This window comes from Burkholderia sp. S171 (genome assembly GCF_009766085.1).
GTDB lineage: Bacteria > Pseudomonadota > Gammaproteobacteria > Burkholderiales > Burkholderiaceae > Caballeronia.
The window spans coordinates 164,130-189,844 of sequence record NZ_LMUF01000006.1 but is presented as its reverse complement, the minus strand read 5'-3'; the positions used below and the strand labels follow the sequence as shown (position 1 = coordinate 189,844).

Annotated in this window: 18 protein-coding genes and 2 pseudogenes; 8 read left to right on the top strand and 12 right to left on the bottom strand. The window is 58.2% G+C overall.

The annotated features are described in order from the left end of the window. Window positions 1-68: 68 nt before the first annotated feature. From GSQ93_RS02460 to GSQ93_RS38495, 4 genes are all read right to left on the bottom strand, one after another. Window positions 69-1,850, bottom strand: a complete 1,782-nt coding sequence (locus GSQ93_RS02460; RefSeq protein WP_158934087.1) for a dynamin family protein — start codon at window positions 1,848-1,850, stop codon at window positions 69-71. Next, a complete protein-coding gene (locus GSQ93_RS02455) occupies window positions 1,847-4,093 on the bottom strand; it encodes a dynamin family protein (protein WP_158934086.1) in 2,247 nt (748 codons plus the stop codon). The genes GSQ93_RS02460 and GSQ93_RS02455 overlap by 4 nt, the downstream gene beginning before the upstream one ends. Continuing rightward, window positions 4,090-5,730 (bottom strand): dynamin family protein, encoded by a 1,641-nt coding sequence (locus tag GSQ93_RS02450; RefSeq protein WP_158934085.1) that lies wholly within the window; start codon window positions 5,728-5,730, stop codon window positions 4,090-4,092. The genes GSQ93_RS02455 and GSQ93_RS02450 overlap by 4 nt, the downstream gene beginning before the upstream one ends. Window positions 5,731-6,199: 469 nt before the next feature. Further along, complete coding sequence (locus tag GSQ93_RS38495) at window positions 6,200-6,334, bottom strand: hypothetical protein (protein WP_301952042.1); 135 nt, start codon at window positions 6,332-6,334, stop codon at window positions 6,200-6,202. A gap of 474 nt (window positions 6,335-6,808) precedes the next feature. On the opposite strand from GSQ93_RS38495, the gene GSQ93_RS02445 reads away from it, so the two are divergent. Beyond that, window positions 6,809-7,054 carry a hypothetical protein gene (locus GSQ93_RS02445; protein WP_158934084.1) on the top strand — a complete coding sequence of 82 codons (246 nt, stop codon included), beginning with the start codon at window positions 6,809-6,811 and terminating at the stop codon, window positions 7,052-7,054. Window positions 7,055-7,095: 41 nt separating this feature from the next. Here GSQ93_RS02445 and GSQ93_RS02440 read toward each other — a convergent pair. Then, a pseudogene (locus GSQ93_RS02440) lies at window positions 7,096-8,286 on the bottom strand (ATP-binding domain-containing protein). 36 nt (window positions 8,287-8,322) lie between these two features. After that, complete coding sequence (locus GSQ93_RS02435; protein WP_254073717.1) at window positions 8,323-9,231, bottom strand: YafY family protein; 909 nt, start codon at window positions 9,229-9,231, stop codon at window positions 8,323-8,325. A gap of 588 nt (window positions 9,232-9,819) precedes the next feature. Between GSQ93_RS02435 and GSQ93_RS02430 the strand changes: the two genes are divergently transcribed. Further along, window positions 9,820-10,086 carry a hypothetical protein gene (locus GSQ93_RS02430; protein ID WP_158934082.1) on the top strand — a complete coding sequence of 89 codons (267 nt, stop codon included), beginning with the start codon at window positions 9,820-9,822 and terminating at the stop codon, window positions 10,084-10,086. A 25-nt stretch (window positions 10,087-10,111) separates the two neighbouring features. On the opposite strand, the gene GSQ93_RS02425 is transcribed toward GSQ93_RS02430, so the two are convergent. From GSQ93_RS02425 to GSQ93_RS02415, 3 genes are all read right to left on the bottom strand, one after another. Beyond that, window positions 10,112-13,513 carry an exodeoxyribonuclease V subunit beta gene (locus tag GSQ93_RS02425; protein WP_158934081.1) on the bottom strand — a complete coding sequence of 1,134 codons (3,402 nt, stop codon included), beginning with the start codon at window positions 13,511-13,513 and terminating at the stop codon, window positions 10,112-10,114. Beyond that, the gene (locus GSQ93_RS02420; protein WP_158934080.1) at window positions 13,513-16,173 is read right to left on the bottom strand and encodes a PD-(D/E)XK nuclease family protein; all 2,661 of its coding nucleotides are present in this window, start codon (window positions 16,171-16,173) and stop codon (window positions 13,513-13,515) included. The genes GSQ93_RS02425 and GSQ93_RS02420 overlap by 1 nt, the downstream gene beginning before the upstream one ends. A gap of 515 nt (window positions 16,174-16,688) precedes the next feature. Then, the gene (locus GSQ93_RS02415) at window positions 16,689-17,747 is read right to left on the bottom strand and encodes a YafY family protein (RefSeq protein WP_158934079.1); all 1,059 of its coding nucleotides are present in this window, start codon (window positions 17,745-17,747) and stop codon (window positions 16,689-16,691) included. Between the two features lie 597 nt (window positions 17,748-18,344). On the opposite strand from GSQ93_RS02415, the gene GSQ93_RS37915 reads away from it, so the two are divergent. From GSQ93_RS37915 to GSQ93_RS02390, 5 genes are all read left to right on the top strand, one after another. Next, window positions 18,345-18,752, top strand: a complete 408-nt coding sequence (locus GSQ93_RS37915; protein ID WP_254073716.1) for a hypothetical protein — start codon at window positions 18,345-18,347, stop codon at window positions 18,750-18,752. A gap of 59 nt (window positions 18,753-18,811) precedes the next feature. Then, window positions 18,812-19,018 carry a hypothetical protein gene (locus GSQ93_RS02405; RefSeq protein ID WP_158934078.1) on the top strand — a complete coding sequence of 69 codons (207 nt, stop codon included), beginning with the start codon at window positions 18,812-18,814 and terminating at the stop codon, window positions 19,016-19,018. Window positions 19,019-19,247: 229 nt separating this feature from the next. Further along, window positions 19,248-20,072: a Sir2 family NAD-dependent protein deacetylase gene (locus GSQ93_RS02400; RefSeq protein WP_158934077.1), complete on the top strand. Its 825-nt coding sequence runs from the start codon at window positions 19,248-19,250 to the stop codon at window positions 20,070-20,072. Window positions 20,073-20,164: 92 nt separating this feature from the next. Beyond that, window positions 20,165-21,133: a hypothetical protein gene (locus GSQ93_RS02395; protein WP_158934076.1), complete on the top strand. Its 969-nt coding sequence runs from the start codon at window positions 20,165-20,167 to the stop codon at window positions 21,131-21,133. A gap of 176 nt (window positions 21,134-21,309) precedes the next feature. Then, complete coding sequence (locus tag GSQ93_RS02390; RefSeq protein WP_158934075.1) at window positions 21,310-22,599, top strand: hypothetical protein; 1,290 nt, start codon at window positions 21,310-21,312, stop codon at window positions 22,597-22,599. Window positions 22,600-22,829: 230 nt separating this feature from the next. Here the strand turns inward: GSQ93_RS02390 and GSQ93_RS02385 are convergent. The 3 genes and pseudogenes from GSQ93_RS02385 to GSQ93_RS38620 form a co-directional block, all read right to left on the bottom strand. Continuing rightward, window positions 22,830-22,943 (bottom strand): annotated as a pseudogene (locus tag GSQ93_RS02385) (NAD-dependent deacetylase); the annotation flags it as partial. 38 nt (window positions 22,944-22,981) lie between these two features. Further along, entirely contained in the window at window positions 22,982-23,473 is a 492-nt protein-coding gene (locus tag GSQ93_RS38625) for an NAD-dependent deacetylase (protein WP_367889728.1), read from the bottom strand. Beyond that, complete coding sequence (locus GSQ93_RS38620; protein WP_367889727.1) at window positions 23,455-23,796, bottom strand: hypothetical protein; 342 nt, start codon at window positions 23,794-23,796, stop codon at window positions 23,455-23,457. The genes GSQ93_RS38625 and GSQ93_RS38620 overlap by 19 nt, the downstream gene beginning before the upstream one ends. A 251-nt stretch (window positions 23,797-24,047) precedes the next feature. Here GSQ93_RS38620 and GSQ93_RS02375 point away from each other — a divergent pair, with 251 nt between their 5' ends. Beyond that, entirely contained in the window at window positions 24,048-25,601 is a 1,554-nt protein-coding gene (locus GSQ93_RS02375) for a hypothetical protein (protein WP_158934074.1), read from the top strand. The last annotated feature ends 114 nt before the right edge of the window (window positions 25,602-25,715 follow it).

Genomic DNA, 25,715 nt, shown 5'->3' with positions numbered 1-25,715 from the left:
CTGCCCGTCGGGAACGGCCACGCGGCGCGTGGGTTGAGTGTTTCGGCCTTAAGATTCGCCACTGTCTGTTATTTTGCGGCGGCGTCCGACACCCCTTGCGACGCTTCGCTTGCCTCCCGTGCCAGGCGAGAGAGGCTTGCGAGGATCCGCGAAAGGAGCCCATCCGCCCGGTTCGTGCGCGCGAGTTCCGGAATTTCGTTGTTGACGTCCTTTTCGACTGCGGACTCACGGGCTCCATCGCGTGCGGCATCTTCGACGCTCGCGGCTTTGCTTGCCGCGGGCTTGGCCATGAGCGCATCAATGTCTTCGAACGACGAGTCGTCGAAGTACTCGGCGCCGTGCGGTTGCCCTAAGTTTCGTACGTCGGACGCGCACATCGTGGCATGCACGGCGGCCTTAAGCTGCGCCTTGACCCGCCGCGCGGCCTTCAGGTGCTCGCGCAGTTCCATTTCGCGTGCCGCATGTCCAAACGCCGCAAACTTGCCGCTCAGTACGTTGATCAACTCGTCGCTCGCATGCTGCTGCAGGTCGAGGCTCATCGACTTGAACGTCTTCTGCGAGTGAATCGACTCGGCAATATCCTGTGCGATTGCGTTGCGATACATGTCGAATACGCGGTCGATCGTATCGTAAAGCTTCGACCCCGCACTAACCGTCTGGTTGTGCCGCGCAAAGAACGCCTGCAACGACTCGCGCCGGTATGCATGTTCGCGCGCCTGGCCCGAGCTGTACGCGTTTACGCCGACGAATGCAATGCCTTCGCCCTCAAGCACGTTTTCGATGTCGTCAAGAATGTCGTCGATGTCGGACGTGCTGCGCAGATCGGCCTTGTTGGCGACGACGTACAACTCCTTGCCGGCGAGGTCCAGACGATGGATGAACTCAAGATCGGACGCCAGCAGCGTGCCGGTCGAATCGAGGCCGATCAGCCAGATCAGGGCATCGCCTTGCGTCGCGAAGGTAGAGGCTGTGCGCTCGTCGTCGGTCGTGTAGCCGCCCGTGCGAGGCGGGTTGAACCCAGGCGTGTCGATCAGGCAGAGATTCTCAAAGCGCACATCCGTCATCCGCGTGGCAATCGACATGAATGACATGATCTTCTTCAAATCGAAGCCGAGTGACTTCAGGAAGTCATGGGAAATCTTCTTGTAAAGTCCGACCTCCAGTTCGATCGTGCCCCCCGCTGTCGCATGCGCCTTGATTGCAGTCGAAGACGCATGCCGCACATAAGTCGGTATCGCCGTAACCGGCCGCATGCCGACCGCCAGTTTGATTTCCGGCGCTTCAATGAAGCTATTGACGAACGCCGACTTACCGCTGCTGAAGCCGCCCGCAATCGCGATATTTTTTTTCGTGTAGATGTCCGGCTCGTTCGCGATCAGTTCCAACTGCGCCTCGACGGATTGCAGCATCAGGTACGCCTGTGCTTCGTCTGCCAGCGACGATTCGGCGCCCGCGAAGGCCAGATAGTCTTCGTTGAGCACCTTCCTGTAATGCGCGAGTCCCGTGGCGTATACCGGTTTCGCAGCCAGTAGGCGGGCCACCAGATCGTAGCGCTCCGATACTTCATCGAGTGAGGCCCGCACGCCGGTGAGGGACGACTCAACATCGGCGAGCGTCAATTGGAGAGCGTTTGTGCGATCTGTTTCGACATGCAGGCGCTGTCGAAGACTGACGGCCTTGACCCGCACTTTCTGGTGTCGCGCAACCAGGGTCCCATGTCGGCTCTCGGCCAGCGCGAGGTGCGCATGGATCTGCTGCGCGAGCGGCTGGCGTCGCCAGACGAAGAAGCACGAGAGGCGCTGAATCAGCCCGGCGACCTGGGGCGACAGCAACGTGGTTGACGTTTTCATTGCGTCACCTTGTCAAGATCGATGGCCAGTTGCGCAAGACGTTCAGTGACGAGCTTCTTATTGCGAATTTCGTTTTCCAGCGCTTCTACCTGCTTGCTATAGCCGGAGAGAAAGAGGCCCGCGACGTCGGTGTGTTTAAGTTCGTCGGTCTGGTCGATGTATCGCTTGATGCCGCTCTCGAAGCGCCGCTCGAGATCACCGATGTAGTTCTTCGCAGCATTGATATAGTCGTCCGCGGCGCTACCCTGCAGCTTTCCCTGCGCCGTAAGGTTCGCAGGAAGCTCGAGGTTCGGTTGGAGCGAGGGGCGCTTGAGGTTGTCCACCAGGTCGTGGATCGTCCGGCGTTCGAGGTAGCCGTCGATTTCCTCTTCGGGTACGTTTTCACGCAATACGCGAAAGAGGGTTTTGCGTAGGGCTTCTTCCCACTGAAACAGATGCTCCTTGACGATCCGGTCAACCGACGCCTGAATCCTGTCCGAAATCGCAATAAGACCGTTACTGACGTTCGGCGTCATCACCGTTGTTTCGCTATATGTCTGGTTCGTGTACCCGCCCAAGCTGAGTTTGCGTGCCAGATAGCTGATGGCGCCGTCGTTCTCGGTGCGATACGAACCGTTGTAGGTGCCTTGCTCGTCTTCGAGCGTCCTCTTCAGTGCATTGAACGTTTCTCTGATCTTTCCGGATAGCTGTCGGTCCAGTTCGGATGTGAACCCGTGCAGTTCCACGCGAAACGCGACCACCAGCACATCGGTCAACCTGACTCTGCGCTTTTCCAGTTTCGTACACTGCTCATTGAGCTTGCCGATATCACCGTCGCCGATCCGGCGGTTGCGCTCCTTGATATAGTTCAGCAGATCGTTGCGATAGTGTGCGAGCGCCTCGCCCTTGGCCGCCGCTAACGCGTCGCGACGCTCAGCCTTGATGACCTCCTTCTGACCGCGCACGTCTGCGATGACCGCATGCAGAGCGCCGATGTTGGAGAGCTTGTCCAGGTTCGAAGTCGCAATCGGCACGTTGCCCGCGGGGAAGTAATCCGGGAAGTACGCCGAGAGGTTTTCCCACACCTTGGCCGCGCCGTCGTCCCAATCGTCACGGCGCTCGAATCGAGTGCTCAAGCTGTGCGAGAGCCCGGACGAGTGCAGCAGCTTCGCCGCGCCGCTTGCGATCAGCTTGTCGAAGGTGGTCCCAACCTCGGGGTGAGCGTCGCGGAACGCACGGAGCGTTTCCCGCATCTGCGTACCAAGCTCGTCGGAGATGGTCTTGAGCGCAGCGTCGAGTCGCCCGCCTGCGTAGTTGCTGCCGAAGAGCTGCGTATCGACCTGACTCGCGAGCAAGTACAACTCCCGCACGCCTTCTTTATGCGTGACCCGGCCCATCAGGTCGAGATCCTCCGCGTTAAGGAATTGTCCCGCCGGACTTACTATGAAAATGACGTCGCAATACTTCAGCAGTTCGCAGGTGCGCTCCTCGCGAGAGGCGACGGGGTCGTTCAGGCCTGGAGTATCGACGATCGCGATGTCGCGCAGGTTCTCGAGCGGCAACCGGATGTGTACGCTCTTCGTGAAGGGCATGAAGCGTCCGTCGGCACTCACGTAGTCTTGCAACTGATTCCGTAGATCCGTCAGATCGCGCGCCTGAAGTGTTTGCGTTGCGCCGAGTCCTCGCAGGCTCATGCCTGCGCGGCTAATGCGCGCGAACTGATCGTTCGCCGCGCTCAACGTCGGGCGCTCGCTCAATTGCCGCTCGGCGAAGCGGCTCGCTCGCTGCATCAATGCCTCGTCGCTTTCCGTGGACGCGAGATCAGCGTCCCGCCTCTTTCGCAAGGTTTTGAACTGTTCGCTTGTCAGGGTTTCATGCATTCCCGCGTAAAGCTCGGCATTTGCGCGAATGTTGTCAATGTCGGCCGACGAGTAAAACTCCACTTCCCCCGAGAGCGATTCACCCCACGATAGCCGGGTCAGCGCCGCTGTCATCGGCGTCGCAGCCTTCGGCAACACCGTTTCGCCGCCGAAGAGCAACGCGTTGATCAGCGACGACTTACCGGCCTTGACCCGTCCGACGACACCGACCTGCAGCAACCGTTCGTCGTCGTCGATCTTGGTGAACGCACTGGCGAGATCTTCCACACGATCGACACCATGCTTGCGTACAAGGCTTTCGTGTTCGTCACCGAGCAGGTCGTGATTCTTTCTGACGAGCGTATCAAGACGAGCACGCAGTCCAAGAACGTATCCCGCCGTCACGCCACCACCTCGCTACCATAGAGCTGTTCGTCGGCGAGTGTGTTCAGACGCTGCTGCAGATCGCGCAGTCCGGCTACCCGTTGCTGGATTGATTCTTGATGGTTTCGACGTTCCTGCTCAAGCTTTTCGAGGGCTTCCTTCTTTTCGGCGATAGCGGATTCGAACTGGCCGCTCACCTGCCTCACTAGCAGTTCAACCTGTTCGCGAAAAATGTCCGGCAATTTTTCGCGCAAAGAAGCCTTGATGCCGGGAATTATCTCGGTCCTCACGTTGGCCTCGATCGTTTCTCGGCGGCGTGCTTCGAAAAAAGGCTGCAACAAGTCAGGCAGGAAGATAATGACCAATTCGAGCAATGGAAACACAACATTGGTCGTGACCGCCAGAATAGTCGTCGCGACCTTATAAATAGTCTGCGTTCCGTTCTTCTTGACCATATATTCGCTCAGACGACTAACACCGCGATTGGCCTGTTCAAACAGTTGAGTCGTATTCGTGGTGACCCTGCCGACCCAGTCTGCGTCTGCCGTATAGACGGACATCAGCGCGTTGAGATCGTCGAGTTCGAGCGCAAATTCAGCGACGATCTTCTGGCTGATCTCGCTCATCTGGGCCTTGATCTTGCGAATCAAGGAGCCGCGGACGATTTCAGTGACCGCTCGCGACAGCGTTTCGCGATTTCCCGACATGCCGGCTGCGACGAGTTCCGGCACCCCCGCTTCGAGCGCGTGGCCAACTGCGTCGACACAGTTTCGCACCGCACTTGACGAATAGCGTGCCTCGATATCCGCGACCAGATCCTCCCGCTTGTGTTCGACCTTTACAAGACCCGCCTTCATTTCTTCGACGGCGTGCAAATTGTCCGTGGCATTGGTCTCGAGTCCGGCAAGCGCGACGTTGATGGCCTCCGTAATCTCGAGATGAGTGCGCTTCACGTCGCCTTGAAACAGGCTTTCGACGAGTTGCTCCGGGTCTATCGCGTCCAGCGCCGACTGCAGCTTGGCCGCACCGTCCAGACCGATCTTTCGCACCGCGCGATGAGTGCCGAATGCGTCCTCCGCCTGCTCCTCAATCTTCGCGGCGACTTCATCAACCTCTGACTCCGCGCGCACGTTTGCCTTGCTCAATAAGAGCGAGAAGTCACGATCAAGCTCCTGAATATCGGCAAGTTGCCGCTGCATCGACCGTGTGACGCCGCCCGTCTCGACGCTGACGACCACGAGATAGTGTGCGCCCTTGTCGATATAGTTCGCGATAGCCTTGTTGTGGTTTGCGAGCGTGGAGTCGAAGCCAGGCATGTCGACCAGCACCAGTGGTGCAATGCGAGCGAGTGCCTCGCATCTGGCCCACAGACGCAAATGGGAGAATTCGTTGGCGCGCGCCTTCAGCGAGGACATTTCGGCAATGTCAAAGCGCAGTGTGCCTCCGCTCAACAGTACGGCTTCGATGCGCTCATCTTCGGCATAGCGCAATTCCGTCGCGAGTTCGGTTTCTGGCTTGATGCCGACCGGAAGCATCTCGCGGCCGATAAACGTGTTGATCAGGCTGCTCTTGCCCGCGCTAAACGAGCCAATGACCGGAACGAGTAGTTCCGTATTTGCGATGGCTTCCCGCAGTTCGCCTGCATGAGGGCATTGCACTGTACTGCCTTCGAGCGCTCGAGCTTGTTGGTCGAAATAGTCTAGATATCGCTTTTGATTTTTTAGCATGTGTGTGCAACGCGTCCGGAAATCGTATTGAGCCCCGTTCTCTGGCTTCATGTCGTCAGAACCTACCATTGACCTATAGATAACGGAAGTTCCAGCGGTTTCTTGAATTGGGCTGATATATTCAAGCGCCATTGGCAAGCTGAACGTTGACTGTGTCTCTACTTTTTATACTCACGCTTTGATCCAATAAGTCGCCCAAAGCACCACACTGCATCGGCAAATATATCGAACGGCTTGGCTACCGTGATCGAAACGTCTTGGCTGCAGCAAGCGGCGCATTCGCGCGGCACAATAAGTGCATCGCTGCGTTGCGGCCACAACCGTTGCTTGCCGCACCTCCTGCATGTTGCTTTCATCGTTGGCGCGCGAATGGGCATTGCGTTTCCTATCTTGATTCAGGTCATCGCACGGCGGCCCGCGCGTCGCGGCGCACCTTGTCGATGTATTTGCCCAGCACTGCGGTGGACAATACGCCCGCAACGAAAACAATCGCAAAAGCAGCAAGGCTCTCGAGTGGAGAGTTATTTGACACCATGTCGGCTCCTTCAGGGCTGATCGGTTGGAATAGGCAAACCTGCTCACGTCGCTATCTTATATCTACGTAGGATGTTTCGCGGCCACTGTCGTCCGTCACCGGCACTGTAGCGGTATGTCGCGACAAATCGTGTCTGATAGAGCTGCACACTTTCGTCGTGACGGAGCGTAGCGATGTGCATACCGTTCAATCCATATTTTCTATCCATGGTGTCGGCTGCACGCAATGGTGGCCGACTGAAGCGCCTCGTGGCAATGACGCTCTCACAAGACAGTCGATGTCTCAATCGTGATTTGTCACTTGTCTTTCTCCTGATCCACGCAGTTCGAGGGCTTGCAATTAGGACGCGATATGTCCCGAACCGCATTCAAAATGGTAATCCTGCAATGCCCGATGTGAGCGTGCGGAGCGCGATCTATATACAGGCGCGAGATGAAACACGACATCGCGGCATGGATCAACCTAAGAGGGTCAATGAAAGAGAAAACGAAAATCAGCCTCGCCAGTATCAGTCCGTATACGATCAAGAACGTCGATGCCGCAATCGCACATCTTGAACAGGTGCTTTGCGCCGAATGCGCCGACTCCGTGTTCGGCCAGAGCTATTGGCGAGCCCGCGTGCTTCAGATCAGCCGTACGTCGGGTCTGATGCAGGCGCAGTGGAAACGCCTGCAACACATGCTCGAACTTCTGTCAGATGTCTCGACGCCCGCCCCTTGAGCAGTCGTTGTGCGAACCGAGGCCGCGATCCGATGGGCTTCCTATGCGCAGCGCTCCAGCAAGATCCGCGTTGCTCGTTCAGACATCACCTCGATGAGTTTCATCGTCGCGCGCGTCGTGCCGACAAACAACCGGCGCAGTAAACCCTCATCAAACGCTGAAAAGTCGACCTCGGTGAGAATCACACAAGGCGCGCATTGTCCTTTGAAGCGATCGACGGTTTCTAACAGAAAGTCACCGTCCCGATAGAGCGGTATGCCCGCCGCATCGTAGTTACCGGTGAAACTGCGGAGCCGGTGGCGACCGAGTTGGTCGAGGTTAGCAAGAAGCGACTTTTACCGTCCCTGGAACGTTATCACCGCAATATCGGCCGGACGATATCCGAGCGCCAACGCATCGACTAATGCCTGGTTCGTGGCCTGCACCGCGCTGCCTCCGGCTTCGTTGGCGACGGCTTCGCACAACTGGTGGAACGTCATGGCGTGCGCTTCGCGCGGCGCGATCGCGCACACGTGGTCGGCGAGCGGCCGGTTGTAACAGACATACAAGCCCCGATGCCCCGCCGCTACGGCGTCGTGCAGCACGCCGATTGCCAGTTGCGTCTTTCCGGAGCCTGCTGTTCCAATCACGCGCAGCCGGAACGGCTTGACCTCAATGCGACGCGCCCACGTCGTAAGGCCGTCCGACAACTGTGTGACAAGTTTCGATGCTTCGCCGATCATCGCGCCGGCATCGGGCATCAAAGATAGCTTTCCCGCGAAAAATGAATGGATCCGGCTATTGCAGGGTAGCGGTTCTTCGAGGGCAGGCAATATCTGCTCGATCACACTGGAAAGCACGTCACGGCGCGACGCGTCCACGACGCGCGAAGGATTGACTCCAGCGATGGCGGCATAGCGGACCGTGTAATCCGGACAATAAAGCAGTTCCTCGACGCGATAGTTGTTCGGGCCGAACGCCCCGTCGAGTCGACTACGAAGCCCGGCGACGGCCCGCCCAGTTAAATCGCGACATTCTTGCTATTTCCGGAATACGTTTTCGTCAGACCGTCGTCTGTTTCTTCGAGTGCGCCTGCTTTTTGCTCGATTGCCGCGACGCGTCCAGTGAACTGAATGATCAACCGTGTATTCGTCGGGAAGTCCTGCCTCGAACTGGACCAAGGTTTCGATTTCGCGCCGCGCGCCTCCGCTGAGGCGCAACGCTTTCCAACCGTGAGGCAGTATGCGAGCCATTGTTTTTATCGTATCAGGAGAAGCACTGTTTCCTGCTCATTTGCGGTACATGGCCGCGAGCACATGCGCTTCACTCGCCAGTTCCGCGCGCAAGCTTGCCGGTTCTAGCACTTCCACCGTCGGCCCAAACGAGCGCAGCCACCAGCGCAGTCGCTGGCTTAGAAGCGTGGTGCCTTGTACTTCGAGGCGCTCGTCCGCACGCTCGTCTTTCTGGTCATCGGCGAAAGGAGTTTCGAGAAGATGATCGCCTGCGCCATGCGAGAAGCGCAGTTTCAGCAGGATTTCGCCCTCTACCATGAAGTCAAATTGCCGCTGCTGCCTGACGTAATTGGCGAGCTGGAACGATTTCGGGTAGGCAAACGATTCGAGCATCATGGCCGCGCGCCAAAGGCGGTCCAGACGATACATGGTCGGATTCGGACGTCCTTCCGTGCCGCCTATCAGGTACACGAGACCGCCTACTTCTACGAGCCCTAGCGGAAGAATGACCTTTGCCTCTTCATTGTTTATCTTGTTGCGCGGCCGGTAGACGATTTCGAGCTTGCGCTCATAGAACAACGCCTGTGACACCGCGGAGAAGATGGCACCATCAACGACCGGGTATTTCAGTGTGAATGCGCCGCTTTCAACCGCGACTTTATCGGCCCATTTCAAGTAACGCCGGTCGTCCTCGCTGTGAACGATTTCCAGCCGGTGCTGCGCAACGTGGAACATGGCGGACAAGTGCTCAGCGACCAGTACGGGGATCTGCCGCGAGGAAAAGCGCTTGAGCGTCTGCAGCGCGAGCGCCTCATCGCGCGTCATCATCGAGCCCGCCTTTGCTGCCATGCCGCTTGCACCGGCACGCTTTCGCCAGTGCAGCGCAACACCCCGCTTGTCTTGCTCGACGAGGCCTTCGTCGCACATGCGCTCGAGTCGTCGTTGTACCGTCTTGATGACGGGCATTTCGGGCTCGAATACACTCAGCCTTCTATGAACTTCCGGGGTGCTGATGTATTCGTTACTTGAGGCGCCATCTGGCAGTACGCTAATGATCGAGCGATCGAGCATGGACATGGGGAGTAAAGTTCTTCACAACTGGTTATCGGCACTATCGGCCCAAATCTTGAGCGGTCGTGGAGGCCCGTTTTACGGATGGGCGATCCGCACGCGCTGGCTGGTCGTGCGAGAAGGACGATGCAACGCTCACCAGCGTCGAGCGCGCTTGGGGCGCACTTCTTCACCAGGCATTCGAGGAATTGAAAAGCTTAGTAGGAGGGCGGCTTCCGGTTGTAAGCCGCGATGAGTATGAACGCCCGCGAGAAAGTGGTAGTGATGGCCGGGAGCGCCGTGGAGCGTTAGCGAATCCGCCACCAATCGAACGAAATTACTTCCTTTATTAACCTGATTTCACTGCGCCATAGTGAGAAGCAAATCTCGCAATTTGGCGGTTGCCTCCGTCGCCATGTGAGGCAACGTGGCGAATACCACCTGCTTTCTGTTGTCGAAGATCCATGGGCTGTCCATTTCCGCTGGGGGGAGGGCGGCGGCCGAATGGGCCTGGACCCCCTTGCTAACTGCCTCAGGCTCACGCGCGAGCGTCCCGTAAAAAGTCTCGTCTCCGATAGCGCAGAAAGTCCGCGCTTCATGCTTCGCCCGGACCTTTGTGTGCACTTTGACAATCAGATGCTTGCCATCCTCGATACAAAGTGGAAGCGTCTGCTGCCGGACGAGCAAAATGCCGGTGTTGGTCAATCTGACCTCTACCGGATTCAGGGCATCCCAGTCAACATCGTCGAGAACGATCCAGGCCAAAAATAACGTGCGCGGTTCCCGGATCGTTGTTTTAGGTGGCCGCAAGAGTGGGCGTGGGCGAAACGGGCAAAATAAGGCCCGACGTCACGAATACGATCAGCCCGAGTTCAGTACCGGTCATATCGAGATAGTTCCGGACCTGTGCGCGGTAATGCTCCGTCGTCTCCGGGCTCGGCTGAATATCGCTTTTCCAATCGATGACAGTTTGCGGCTTGCCATCCGGTCCTATGCTCGCGGCGTCGATAACGCCCGCCGTCGCCTGTTCAACGTTATCGACAAGCACTGAGGCATAGACTGAGAACTCCGGTACAAGAGTCGGCCGAAGTTCAGCGATTTCTGGCAAGGCGAGGGTACGGGTCACGCACCCTGCCAACTCTAAGGGCGAAAGGCCCTGAGCTGAGTCATCAACGACCAGTTTGCCCATCGCCGTGGTGAGCAATAGCGCACGTTCGGTCAATGAGACCATGTCATCTTCGGTTTCGCCAGTCAGAACCTCTTCCAGGAGCTTGTGCAGAATGAGCCCGCGTTCGCGGCCGCCCTGGATGGTGGTCGCAGAGGCATCCTCGTCCGCCTGACCAAGGCCGTTTGCTGCCCAGATTTCCATCTCTTTCGGCGTCAGAACAGGCACAGTGCTGCCTTCGTCACGGCTTGGAGCCAACCAGGTCAAGCGGTGGTGACAGTCGGCGATCGCTGCTGCTTCTGCCACAAAGACCTCGCGAGTCTGTGAGTTGCCTTGGGCGGTCGCTGTTGCCCCCATGTCCGACGGAAGGTGAGACAGATCGAGCGCTGGAAGGTCGGCGAGCGAGAGGTCAAGCAGCGATATCCAGGCCGATTTCGATGGGGTTGAATCAAGCCGGGGCAGGACAAGCAGTTCACGCGCCCGCGTGGCGGCAACGTACCACAGGCGGATGCGCTCCCGGTCGAGCTCGGCTTTTTCAGCTTCGCGAGCCTTCTCATAGCCGGCCGGCCGCACACCGAAGACTGGACAATAGAAGATGTCGCTCTCACGATCGGTCACCGCGGTTTCCGGCACCATGATCCCGGTCATGGTGTTGACTGGCACGACGATCGGCCACTCGAGGCCTTTGGCTGCGTGCATTGTGTAGAGGGCGATGGCTTCTTCCTGGGCGTCGGGGCGCCCTTCAACCGCACGTGATTCGTCGGCCCATGCTGCCGTCATAGTCTCGGCAAAGGCGCGAAGGCCCCGAATCGCGAAGGCGGTCGTGAGACTGAGGTAGAGGTCAACGTTGGCCAGTGCGCGCTCGGCCTGTCCGCGGTGCCGTTCGAGCAGGATGGGGCGCACCCGCATCACATCGACCGCTTGCGACAGAAGATCGTGCGGGGTGGTGCCATTCGCCCGACGATAAAGCGCCTGCAGCTTCTCGAGCGCCGTTCGAGCTAGCGGGTGCTCGATGCTGCTGGCGTCCAGGCCGAGATGGAGCCTGGGTATTGCGTCGGGATGATCCTTGGATCGCGGCAGCCCCCAGATGATGTCGAGAAGCTCTTCTTCGGTCAGCCCGACGAGCGGGCCGCGCAGCAATGCGCCCAAGGCGAGGCTGTCGCGCCGGTCGGCGAGGACGCGGGTCAGGGCGATCAGGTCCTGAATCTCCTGGCGGCGAAAGAGTCCCTTGCCCGCCTGCGTGGCTACAGGGATGCCTTGCCGTTCGAGCGCCTCTTCATACCGCCAAAGGTCGCTCCCGGTGGGGGCGAGCAAGGCAATGTCGCCCGGCCGGCAGAGGCGGCCGGTGCCGCTGCGGCGATCGAGTATCATCTCGCTGCCAATCAGGCGGCCACACATCTCGGCGACGGCTTCGGCTTCGGCGTCACGCTGCTGTTCGGCGGATGCCTTGCCAGTTTCGTCGGCGACAGCCACATCCAAAGCCGCGACACACAGCGCCTCGCCGCGATCTCCGTGAAAGGAATCGAGTGCGACAAAGCCAGGCTGTCCCTCGCTCGACAGTAGGGCTTCGAAGCGCTCGTTCACATAGGTCAGAATGGGCGCGCAGGAACGAAAGTTGGTCGAGATCGAAAGAACGCTCTTGGGATCCTGAGCGAGAAACGCATCACGCGCGCGCACATATGCGCTCACGTCAGCGCCGCGAAAGCGATAGATCGCCTGTTTGGGGTCACCGACCAGAAATAAGGCCCCGGGACGGATGCTGAATGCCACCCAGTCATCGGTTGCGCCGTCCGCGGGTGGCTCGCCGCAGAGACGCCAGAAAATCTCCGTCTGCAGCGGATCAGTGTCTTGGAATTCGTCGACCAGTACGTGAGCGAAGCGTGCGGCGAGCGCGCGGCGAACAGCATCGTGGTCGCGCAAAAGTCCGCGCGCCGCAAAGATCAGATCGTCAAAATCAAGCAGAGCCGCTGAGCGCTTATGAACACGGAAGCGGTGTAGGACCGGCTGCACCTGGGCAATCAGATCGGACAGAACCCGACTGGCGACATTCTCGAGCATGGTTTGCCATGCGCCGCAGCACGCCGCGTAGTGGTTTTCAGCCGCCGTATTAAGACGCTCGCCATCAGCCTTGGCCAAGCCCTCGCGCTTGGCGGCATCGACCCATTTGCCCTTCTTCTTGAAGGCTACGAAAGGTCCGCTCTTGGTGCAGAGGTCGCCGTGTGGCCGGGAAATCAGCAGGCGGACCAGCCCGGCTGGCGTTTCGGCAACTTGCGCGTCATTGAGGGCCCGCGCCATTTCGGCGAACCGCTCGGCGAACGTCGCCGTTTCTTCCTCGACCGCAGGCGCTGTCTTGATGAATTCAGCGAAAGCCTCTGCCGCGTCGTGAAACGCTCGTAGGCGCGGCGCGAGGGGGAGTACCGGCGGGGCGGACACCGTGCGCCGCCGACGTAGGTTCCCGACGATCTTGTGGATCAGGCCGACGGTCTCGCCCGGATTCTGAAGGACCATCTCGGCGATGATCCCGCCTTCGGCGCCCGAGAGCTGCTCGCGCAGCCAGGTCTCGACAATCTCGATAAAGGCGAGGTCGGCCTGGTTGCGATCCATCACGCTGGCACCTGGATCTATATCAGCCTCGACCGGGTAAGGCTTGATCAGTCGCTGGCAGAAGCCGTGAATCGTTGAGCAGGTAATCTCGTCAATCGCTGCGCTGGCTGTCGCAAGGTTGTCCTTATGGGTATACGAGAGACCGTCGGGCAAGGCGATACGCAAGTCGGTCGGGATGTTCCCGGCCGCGAGGTCGCTGACGAAGTCGCGCACCCGGACCAGTAATTCGCTGGCCGCTAGTTCCGTGAATGTTACGGCCGCGACGGATTTGGGCGCGATGCCCTCAGCCAACATAACCGCGATCCGACCGGCCATGACAGCCGTCTTACCCGACCCGGCTCCGGCCTCGACCAGGATAGAGCGATCATGCACGCTGATCGCCTCGCGGCGTGCGTCGTCATCGCGAAGGACTTTAACTGTGGTGGTCATCAATGCGACTCCCAGACTTGTACGGCAGATCCGAATATTTCGGTAGCGGCGGAGAGCTTGCGCTTGCAATAGGTGACGCCCGCGTTCGCCGGTAAAGCGAAAGCCAGATCGTCATAGGTCCCGCCGGTGTCCGGTCCGATCAGCGCGTTGCCGGCTGTAAGATTGGCACGCGCTGTCTGAAGATAACCAGTGATTTCGACCAGGGTGGCTTCGGGATCGGCGAGCTGCAGATCTATCTCGTCGCGCGGGTAGAGCAGAGATGCGCTGATCGATACGTCCGCACCAAGCAGCGCCTTCACGGCGAAGGCGTAGAGGCAGCGTTGCAACTCGCGGCCGCCGTCGAGGCTTATGTTGTCCTTGGGGGGGCGACCGGTTTTGTAGTCGCGGACCAGGGCGCGCTTGCCGTCGCCTGAGAGATCGAGGCGATCGATATAGCCGGCGATACGAAACCCGGTGTCCGGGATCTCGACAGCGGTTGTGGGATCCCACGGGCCGACGGTGGCTGATTTGGAGCTGGCTCCGCCAAACGCCACCTCGCCATATGATCGGGCGTCGGTGAGGCGCTCATCGCCATATGTGAGCGCGCGGGTGGTGAGCACACTTGCTTCATCTAGCGTCCGTCGCCAGATGACGGCTGGAGGGACGGCTCGTTCACTCTCCCAGGCACCCGTAACTTCGCCAGCGGCGTCCCGCACTGCCGTTGCGATTTGTTTATCGTCGGCATTGGCGAGACCGCCTGCCGCCTCTAGTTTTTGGAGTGCGACCTCCAGCATCGTGTGGACGAGGTCGCCCATGCTCAGCGCATCGAGGACGAGCGGATCGGCCCCGCTCTCGGGCATCTGCATATGCATTCCGTATTTCCAAACAAAGCCTAGTGGGCTCCGCAGAAGGAGCTTGAGCGAACTAGCCGACTGCGTCCGGCCCAAAATGGCAAGCAGTAAAGGATGATCGGAGCGGACTAGGCCGTCATGGGACGTGATCTCCTTGCGGTGCCAGTCGCGCCAGCAGATCGCTGCACTGACCGCCTGCGGCTCATGCGCAAACTCTTGCGGTCGGGCCATCAGTCGGTCGGTCTCGCTGAAAGCATGGTTCGGAATCGCGTTGCGATGGATGTAGATCTCGTCGGAGTGGCCACCGAGCAGTGAACTGCGTCCGAGGAGGCGGCCCTCGCTGTCACGGCGAGACCGCGACAGGACTATCTGAGACGAAGTCGTCGCAAGAATTGTCTCGAAATTTCGGCGATCGCCCGCTCCCACCGGGATCGGATCGAGCTCGACGGTGGGAATGATGTGATCCGAGATCAGGCGGTCTTCGGAAATGCCGCGTGGCCAACGCGATGAATTGAGACCTACTAGCCGAACGAACCGGCGCGGCGACGCTGCCAATGCGCTGGCTGGCATCCAGGTGACGGAGACGCAGGCCTCTAAACCGTCATCCTGATTCAAAGTTTCGATGGTCGTGTCGAGAGACCCGGATGGACCGGCCAGCAGCGCCTTGCGCCAGATGGCCAGCGCTCGACCGTTAAGAAGCGCAGCGCCGATCTCTTCTGCCGCAGCGTGGCCGTTGGCGAGGAGGCCAATGATGCCGCGCAGCGTCGCGGAGTGATCCTGCTCGTCGGGCCAGTTTGCCGCCGTCAGCCGATCAAGCAAGCGTGTCCAAGCGACGGCGGAAGTCAGCGGCGCGTTGGTTGGCAGGATGCGCATCCAGCCGACGGGCAGAGCCTGAAACGGACCTGCCTCGGATCCGCAGAGCGCTGCTAAGCGACGCATACGCGTCTGTGACAGACCACGGATAAGAATGTCGGCGAGCGCGGCGGCGGCTTGGCCGTCCCTTGTTGTCGTGACTTTGACGCCGTGGATGAAGTGCAGATCGAGGTTGGCGTCCGCGCGAAGCGATAGGAAGTGCTCGTCGTACTCGGCCGTCGAGGCAGCGGCTATGGCAATGTCGGCGGGCTTGGCCTCGCCGGACGCCAATAGGCTCCGAGCCCAGCGAACTGCTTCGATAGCCTCATGGTAGGCGGTGGCGGCGCTAACGGCGCTCACGGCGGGCGCTTGAGGCTCGGTTCGGGTGATGGGGATACCGCTCCTCTCGAGCCAGGCGGGCGTAGTGCGCGGTCCCGCAGTCCATGTCACTGGGGTATACGCGTCCAGTGCCTGCAAGAGCGGACGCCAGCAGGGCGAAAGCTCAGTCATTCCGACGATCTCGACGGGGCCGAAGACGGCCTTAGCATGATCAAGGCGCAGACAAGCTTCCGCAACCAAATCGGCCGGCCGCATCATCCCAGGGGGCAAGTGCGCCAGGACCGCAGCTTCAAGTCGCGCGATGGAGTCGAGACGGGGATGATCCGCGGCACGCGCCGCTAGATCGATGCCCGCGCGCCACGCTCTTTGAAGGGAGTCGGCCGACGCATCAATCATACCGGGCAACAGTTTGATGCTCTCCAACTCGCCGAGCGGAGTGGCTGGCAAGACAACCTGGATCGCGGTGCGGAGACTCTCATCGTCGATCGGCCTAGTAAAGCCGCCTGCAAGACGCACCGCCAATTGCTCAAACGACAGGATTTGTAAGCCGTGTCGTCGATTGCGCGCGGCATCGAGGCGAAGCTCTCGTATGGCTAAGCGTCCGTGAGTAATGATGGTGTGTCGCCCCGATATGGTCATCGCCGATCTCCTCAATGTGGTTATTATTTTGTTGCCTAGTGGCACGAGCGATTAGGAGGTCGCCGCAGATCTCGATTCTCAACTCTAGAAATATCGCGTGCGGAGCTTCAGCGGCACTTCGCTGTGAAGGTCGGCCCATTCGCTGAATGCATTCCCTGGAAAATACCAAGCAATTCTCAATTGACTGTTTCCTTGGAGGGTAACCGGCAACAATTTGTATACCGGCGCGATCTGACGCATCGAGTTTAATTGATTTGATCGCGGTCACGAGAGAGTATGTGAGGTGAATAAGACAGAAAGTGTCTCGATTGCAAACGATTGGTTCCGATTTTTGATTGATCGGCGAACTCAAGCTCGGCAGACAGCAAGCCTTACAAACGAGCGTAATTGCCGCGCTCTGCGTGATTCCCTTGCTGCTGCAGCCTACTGTTGACGTCTGCAGCAATCGTCAACGGTAAGATGGAACGAAACCTAAGGCCTCAAATCACAGTTCTCGATGTCAAGACCGCGAACCGCTATCGGCTATAGCACTTGGCCAATTTCTTGTAGTCGTCGGCAAATTCTTTCCTCAACGATTCAGGTGCGAGGATCTCCACGTTCGCACCTAACGATCGAAGCCACCAGCGCAGCTTGAGGCTCGGAGTAACCGTTCCTGACACCCAGAAGCGACCATCGTCGAGCATCCTGCTTTCCTGATCCTTCGCCATGCGCGACTCTTTCAAGTGATTGCCCGTGTTATCCATAAAGGCGATCTCTAGCCGCACAGGCGGTTCAGTCTGAAAACTGAACGCTTGATCTTCCTGAATGTATTTCGATAACCGAAAGTCAGCAGGGTAGTTAAACGGGGCGCCGGATTCGCGCACCGCTACGATCCTGTCTAGGCGATACAGCGAGCGCAGCCATTCAGGTTTGTTTCTCTCTGGGCGCGGTGGCCGCATCGGATCCTGAGCGACCATATACATGACGCCCGCTGACTCGACTAACGCGAGCGGCCACAGTGCTTTTTCATCCGGTGCAGTGGGCTGCTCACCTTTGTGAGCAGCTCGATATCTGACGAGCAACTCGCGTTCGTAGAACGTGGCAGTCGCGACAGCCTGAAAGACGTCGGGCTTAATGGACGGCCGAATCAACGCGAACGTCCCGTCAACCGAGGCGATCTTTTCGGGCCATGATCGATAAACGTCGTTGTCGTCCTTTTCCTGCGCGAGTCTGGCCTGAGCTGCCTGAAAGAGCGGCTCTATATCCCGCGTAACCGCTCCTGGAAGCTTGTTGCTCGAGAACTGCTGCAATACGTGAAATGCGAGGGCTTCAGACGCACCCATGAGTTTCATGCCATCGCGCGCGCCCTGTAGCCATGGCTTTCGCTGCCAAAGTAACTCGCGGCCGTTTTCCGCTGAAATCACCAGCTTGTCGCGTTCTAGCGCCGACAGATGTCGCAGCACCTTCCTTACATATCCTACGCGATGACCTCGCTCTTCAAGCCGCCGGTAAATATCCGGAGTAGATAGCCAAGCGATTGCGTCGCGTTCGCTCGGCAGAATTCTAAGGATCGCTTCGTCGAGAGTCGAGGACATGGTGGGGCGAATATCTGAATGTTTAGAGGAGACGCTTTGCGGGACGCCGTCGATTATAGATTCGACCCCGACAAAAAAGGTGTCGCTATCCGCTCACTTTAATTGAGACGCCGTTTGTCTCATTTGTGCGCCACTATGGCCTCATTGACGTGACGTAGGTAGTCGCGTTCCCAGTCTGGCCGTGCGTTAAGGAACGGCGGATAAAGTCATATTCGGTGGTTGACGGATATATCCAACCCGTTAGCAATTTCCCGTGGCTGGAGGTCCATCAGCGTGATCAGTGGCGTCGATGCGCACGACCGCGCCGTGGCTGTTCCAGTACCGGTGCTCAGCTTAATGAAAGGTCTGCTCCGTCGCATTGAAGCATCTTCAAGTGCCTGCAGGGCCCACAGAGAAACGCTCATGCCGTTCGCAGACGATAAGATTGGATTGCGAAAGCAGGTATGGACATCTTTCGATGGCACTTTTCAGGATCAGTCGCCTGGCGCGAGCGGCATTTCGCCGTACGTCTGTTTCAGCAGCGATGGACCCGCACGCTGTGCTTGGACTGAGCAGAGATCGAAGACTTTTTGTAGCGATCAACCTTGAGGAGGCGTGATGCCCGTATTGCGCGAGTACATAGATGCCATCGGACGCCAGCGTCAGCGGGACGTGCTGTTTCTGGCTTTTATGCGCGCTGAGCGACCATATCGTGAGGATTATAAGACGGTCGAGGTGCGCACGAGAATCCTGCAGTGGTTCGATGACGAATTGATTCCGTGGCAGGAATGTGGACCCTATGCATCGGAGACCACGCTGCGTTCCTATGCGGGCGAGATTTTCATTGATGTCCGGTTTGATACCGATGATTGGCAGTATCAAAAAGTGCAAGCATTCCTGGAGCATCCGAACGGCACAGGGCGTTTCGAGGACGTCCGGTTTTACGCCGTCCCGCTGGACTTCGCAATGAAGAATGCCCATCACGATGAACCGGGCTTTTGGGAAGCGTGGGCTGAGAAGTTCTAGATAGCCCAAATCCGTATATCCGTCCACCGCATTGAACACCACACAGAGAGAGGTCTTACGTGAGCAGAGAAATCGTCCGCAACAGTCAATACACCATGATCGGCGTAATCGACACGGAGGCAGATGGCAAGCGAATTGCGCGTGATGCGCAATTCAGCCGGCTTGGAGAATACGATCCGAAGACCAACATAACGCGCGACGTCAACTTCAGCGTAGTCGGAACAGGTAACCAACTGGCGGCGCTGATCTGGCAAGCCGCCGACTAGAAAGGCGTCGATTCACTCCTTGAGGGGAAACCTTTGGCAATCCAGTCAAGGTTTGCTTCGCCGTGCGGGTAGTGAGTCGATCCGTGCACCAGGATCGTCTTTTGGGGGTGGTCCCATTCTGACGGACTAACGAAGAGACAGCCGACTGAGTGCCGTGGGAGCCTGAGGCTGCTTATGCTAGAAACGTTTGTAAAGCCGCCCAGTGGTGAGCGCATATCGGAAGATATTTATGGACGCTGAAGAGAAAATCGACAAGGCAGCTAACTGGCTCCGTGAAGCAGACGGGCTGCTCATCACCGCAGGCGCAGGCATGGGCGTGGACTCGGGCTTGCCCGATTTTCGCGGCGCCGAGGGATTTTGGCGCGCCTACCCGGCGCTCGAGCATCACCGCATGTCTTTTGAAGACATCGCTAATCCGGCGAGCTTCTCGAAGCTGCCGACGCTTGCCTGGGGTTTCTATGGGCACCGTCTTGCGCTCTATCGTGAAACAGAGCCCCACGCTGGTTTTGGCATTTTACGGAAATGGGCGGCCAGGATGCAGCATGGCGCTTTCGTGTTTACGAGTAACGTCGATGGGCAGTTTCAGAAGGCTGGGTTTGCTGCGTCGCAGGTGGCTGATTGCCACGGCACCATTCACTCGCTTCAATGCACCGAGCCTTGTTCGACCGACGCCTGGCCGGCGCAAGGTTTCAACCCGGAAATCAGCGAAGCCACGGGGCGGCTCACGAACGGAATGCCGCTGTGCCCGCACTGTGGAAAGCTGGCGCGACCCAACATTCTTATGTTCGGAGATTGGGGGTGGGTCGAAAAATACGCCGAGCGCCAGATAAGCCGACTGGATGCCTGGTTGCAAGCGCCCCAGCGACTTGTTGTTGTCGAACTAGGTGCAGGCAAGGCATTGCCGACTGTTCGCCGATTCAGCGAGAGGCATGGCCCGCGTGTTATTCGAATTAATCCCCGCGAGGAGGCGATTGCGCCTCACTTTGGCGTCGGATTCGCAGATGGTGCGCTAGACGGTTTGCGGCACCTTGATGAACGCCTGAATTCTCTATAGGGCGATAGTCTTCAGGAACCGACATGTCAATTCATCGGTGGCAACAGCGAAAGTTGGCAGGAATCGTTGAACTTTGAAAACAAGGGGCGAGCATGACGGAGACATTCTTCATCGACCCAGAGAAGCTTGAGCCCCGGGCGAATATCCTGTATCTGGAGGTGAGCCACGACGTCTCGAGCTGGATTGGGCACCCAATAATGATGGCGCTGCCCGCAGAGTCCCTCGGCATCTTGGAGAAGATGCATCGGGAGACGCTCGAGCCTAGCAGCCCGTACGGCGTCGGCGGGCGTTGGGCAGAACATTACTTCGATGGGCAGCTGCTGCTCGCTTTGCCGTTTGGCGGGGTGCGCGATATCAGCACGGGCGAGCATTATCCTAGTGTGGTCTCGAGCGAAGAACGGCGAACGTGGGCGAAGTCATGGAAGCGTGTTCACGGCACCGCGTGGGGGCTCTATGACAACAGACCGCTCTGGCCACTAACCCAAGTGAGAGCCACCTGCGAGAAGGAAATGTACGTGTCGCGCGATGGCCTCGTCACCCTGCGGTGGGCAAGCAACGCGCTGGGCGACTACCGGTTCATCGAGCCCGCACTCTTTCGCATAGGCGATTGGCCTGCAATGGCACTTAAGTATCCAACAGCGCCACCTATCGTCCACAGGGCGCGCCGCTTGGGTTTGCCATGGCGTGCGCCGCTACGCCCAGGTCTCTTACGGTTGAGAGAAGGCTGGGTGGGCGTGGCAGTCTCCCAGACGTTGCCGGAATGGGCTAACTCGCCGATTGTCGCGGCCATCCCTGAAGAGTCGCTGGAATTACTTGCTGCGCACGAAGGGCGTGAGCTTTTGGGGGCAACGCTTCTCACCGTAGGCAATGGGCGCAGAGGAGCAGTCGAATGGGGCAGCTATGGACCGCTTCGGCTAATTCCATTTGCTGACCCACATTTCCCACTGCGGCAGAAGGTCATGCGCTGGAGCGGAGGAAGCTTTACGCTGGAGTGGGAGAATCGCAATGACCTGGTGTTCGGGCCATGCATCGTTGGCGTGGCACTCCACACTAAGGTCTGATTCGAGGCCCTAACCAAGCGAAATAAAGGCGGCTGGGCGTCGCATCGCTTTTCCACATTACAACCGAAATCAGGACTTCTCCGGCGAGAGTCTATGTTTCGGCAGGTGCGGTCTGCAGCACATTGAGCATGACCGCTACTTGCTAAACTGCCTCGCACCTTTTGCAGGAACACCTCGTGAGCGCAATCGATAATTACTGGCACGCTGTCCAACGGCGCGTTAATGAACGGGCAGAGCATTTAGATTCCGACGGGGAAAGAAACAATCGCTCCTTGGAGCCGGCAGCGCGACCGGGCGGTGGTGATTCAAACCCGCAAGAAACCGAGGGGTTATCAACCCCTCTATTCGGAAGTCCGGCGCACTTTTACTGCTACAAGTCAATCCGGTTCAGCGGCGCGCCAGGTGAATGGGGGGTCTACGTCATGACGGCCGGCCGCGACCATGTAGCTAAATTGTTTGGTCCATATTGCTCGTCTGAAGAAGACGCGGAACAAACAGCAAACGATTTTTTGATGGCGTGCGGAACAGCGCATTACCGCTTTGATGTGTTCGCCATGTCACTCGAGGCAATCCAACGACGCTTGCTATATGTGCCTTACCGCAAGGCAAGCGTGGGCGTAAATGCGCCTGCTCTGGAGGCGGCTTTTGTGCACCAGGCCGCCCTAGAATGGGCGGCAACGCATGGGCTGGCAGCGCCTGTCACCGGAATTCTTGGGTTATGGACGACCAACACGGTTCTGCATCATATTCCCAAGCGGGCGCTCGGAGCATACATGGCGACAGCACTCGCCGAAGGGTTTGGCGCGTTGCTTGGCCCAGCGCGGTACGACCAGGCGGAATGGGTAAATACAATTCCCGAGGCACTCAGAGACGAGTGTCCTGGTCCTCGCGTTCTCAGTCGACCGCTTACGGCCGACCATAACGGCGAAGCTCAGTCCACGAATCCGACTCCCGAGAATTGGCTCGCGCGGTGGGGCATACGGAACTACACCAAATTTAAGGGCGGCGAGTATCGCTTGGGTGAAAGCCTAGTTATATTTGGAGACGTTTTTCCAGACGGGCAGTTCCCGTTTCACATCACCGAGATTGATGGCGATTTCGTTTGTCAGGAGACCAATCTGTCGACAGTAGTCCAGCTCCCGACGTCAGTCAGCGGGAACGCGGACATATCACGAAACCGTCATTTACATGACTTCGGCGGCATCCATAAACACCTGAAGTCAGTCCGAGGTGGTGTCCTGCGGGTTAGCGAAGAGTTGGTCGATTCAGCAGTGCTGGGACTTTTGGAAATCAAAGGGTTACGTCATATCGAGGCGACGCGCGATGCTGGCAAGCCACCCGTGAAAAGCTGGGCTCAGATTGTGAGCGACTTCCTTCCTGTCCCTGACGCTGGAACCTCGGGCATAAGAGGATCCTGTCAGTGCGAGCTAGTCTTGGCTGGATTAAAAGGTCACGGCCGAATCTAGCGACGGGCGTCGGCTCTTGAAGCATCCCTCAATTAGGCTGGAAAGCGCAGACCTAACACTTGTTCAACGTATGCGGGAAGTCTGGGGCGATGCCTTACGCCGAGAATCGCACGCGAGTTGCTGCGCTTTCAGGTCGCGCGGAAGAACGCCCGTAGGCCATAGTGAATGAGTGCAAGGAGTAGTGCATTGGAGCGTATTGATCGTGCCGTGGCCTTCTACAACCCGTTCTTCCGAAAATCTGGCAAGCCCGAATCGACGCTCATTCCCGCGCCGGCAGCAATGATGATCGAGTCAGCTTGCCGAATATAGTCTGCTGCGCAGACCAACGCTCTTTCACTGGTCATCGTTTTTCCTGTCCTAATAAGAACCGTGCAGGCTGCGCTCATCGCGCTGCGTCAATCTGCTGAAGGGCATCTAAGGCACCCATCGCGATCCCGATACCGGTTCGTGGCGATATCGACGATTCGCGGGGGTTGATTCGAACCACCCGCGGCGGATTGCGCTCACTCATCGCGCGCACGGTCGGGATAGCGGAGCCCGCACCAAGCTCGACGACCAACAGTTTCTTTGTACCGGATAGCCACGCATAAAGCCGCGAGCGCTGCCGTTCGAAATGCGTTTCGATCCAGTCGTAATCACCGAACATAACGATGTTTGGCCGTGCGATTTCTCCACAATGCGGGCAGCATGGCACCGGGTCTTCTAGCCGGCAGGATATGGCCTCCAAGCGCGGCACAAACTGATTGGCGGCCCACGTCTCGCCTGTGCATGCGTCGATACATTGCAGGCGGTGAATCGAGCCATGGCATTCATGGATGCGCTCTTCCGTGAAACCTGCCTTCTGAAACTGTCCGTCTACGTTGCTTGTGAACACGAGGCTCCTTGCGTCATGCGCGCGGCCCAACTGGCGAGAATGCGAAAACCTTCGTGGGGTTCCGTCGCCCGATACAACGCAAGCCGATGCCCATAGAAGCTCCAGCCCAGCGTTGGCGACTTCTTGAGCGCGGCTGGTGATGCGATGTCGTGGAAGCACATCCCGTGTGCCCTCAACGCGGGATAGGCACGCCAGAATCCTTCTGGACCGAGGAAATCCGGCAGTCCGGAATCGACGCCCATTCCTGCGCCTGCGGTGATAAGAAGGCCATCCGCTTCATTCAGCCACGTTGCAACCAGGGCGATTTTGTCGTTGTCGTCCATGACCGTTATTCTCAAGTGGATCTGCGGAACAGGGATTAGCAAATTCATCAAAGTATTGAGACATTGGATGTCCCGGTGAGCCTGTAATTTTGTGGCGTGGCAGACAGAACGGCGGCTCGGATCGAGGCATTGTCTGACGGCGCCATTTTTTGCGAACAGTCCGAGAAAAACTCTGGAGTCAACTTATCTGCGCGTCCGTCACGACGCGTCAGAGATAGAGGGTAATGCTGTTAACCCGAACAATTCAATCAATGAATCGAATCCAATTTCTCGCGCAACCCCAGGTCGCAGCCTTCATAAAATGGTTGTGCGACACGCTTCCGGAACTGCCGGTCAGCTTGCGCATCGAGCGCAGTCGCTTCAACTCGAAGGAAATCGACATCGTTGCAAGCGGTCTGGAAGACGTCCTCCGGCAATACAGTTGGAACGCGAGTTGGCAGGACGTGCGCACGGGTGAACGCGTGGCATCGTCGGACTGGGTGTCAACTCGCAAGGCACTTGTTCGTCTCAGTGAGTGGCTGCGTGAAAGCGTCGTGAGGGGAGACGATAGCGGGGCTCGCTCGGCTGCCATCGAGGTTTTGCGCTGGGGTGGCGTGCGAGGTGCGATAGCGTTTATAGAACGTCTGGCACGTGAAAATGCTCTCTGCGGCTATCTGCAGCGACTCGGCCCGCTCTTCGCGCTCGACGGGAATCAGGACATCAGTGCGCTCGATGCGACGATCGTCCAGCGCTTCGATGCTGGACTGACCAAAGTCCATGCATTGTTCGATAAAACCGGTTCCCCGATCTATGATAGCCGCGTGGGCGCCGCATTCGCGATGCTGTATGAAATGTTTCGCTCGGATGTCAAACATCCTGATGGTCGACCATTTTCACCACTCGGCTTTCCGTCAGGAAGCGCTCGCGGCCAACAGATTCGGGATCCGGGAGAATTTGGTATGGCGAGTGCACCACAGTTTTATACAAATCGCGTGACTCGCGACGAGTGGGCACGCTGGCAGTTGCGCACTGGGTGGATCATTCGCGAAGTGCTAGCAAACACGTCGCTGTTCGCGAGTGAGGCTTCGGGTCACGGGGAAAGCGGCTTGGCTGCACGCGCTCACGCATTTGAGGCATCAATGTTCATGATCGGTTATGACCTACGCTGCTTGAATGCCGATGCGGATCAACCTATCGAAGCGGTTAGGTCGTCGCGGAAAGCCACCGGGCGCAGCCGTACCGGTAATTGGGTGCCAACTTCGCATCCGTTTGGTCGCGTGATGCAAATATATCGCACGTATCGAGAAGCAAATCCACGTGATAACGAATTGTTTGGCCTTGAGCAGTGGGTCAGCAATTTTCCAATTGGCACGGCTGAATGGGCATTCTCAACGTCTTTCAAGAACTACATCTACCCGCTGCAGGACCGCGAGTTTAGTCTTCTGGATAAGTCACTTGATGACGTTCGGGTGATCACTGATGGCGGCCGAGAAGGGCTCTATAGGGCCAATGACGGTGCTACCGAATTCTTACCGGGCGACGAGCGAGAACAGGTCTGTCTGGTTTGCGCAGGGTTGACCGGTTATGTGTACGGCGTTGACGGAAATCGAGATGCACGCGTGCGCCAACTAGTAAACGCAGAGTTCGCTGGCAACGAGGGCGGTGCCGAAGTGCTCATGTATGTGGGTCGTGGAGTGGGACAGCATTTTGGCTTGCTGGATACAGACTTCCAATCAACCGCTTTGTTTCATCGCTTCTTTGGTGAAGGTTTCAGCGATTTTCGCGGGCGGTTGAGTTTAGGTCCAGGTACTGAGCGGCGTAGATAAACACTCACTCCTCCTTCGCTTGCGTGGACAGTTGCGTCTGCACGGAAAAAGCCGGTCGTAGCAAGCCCTGGATATTGCCGGCGATTGGACCGAAGGGAAGATCGAGTTCGCGTG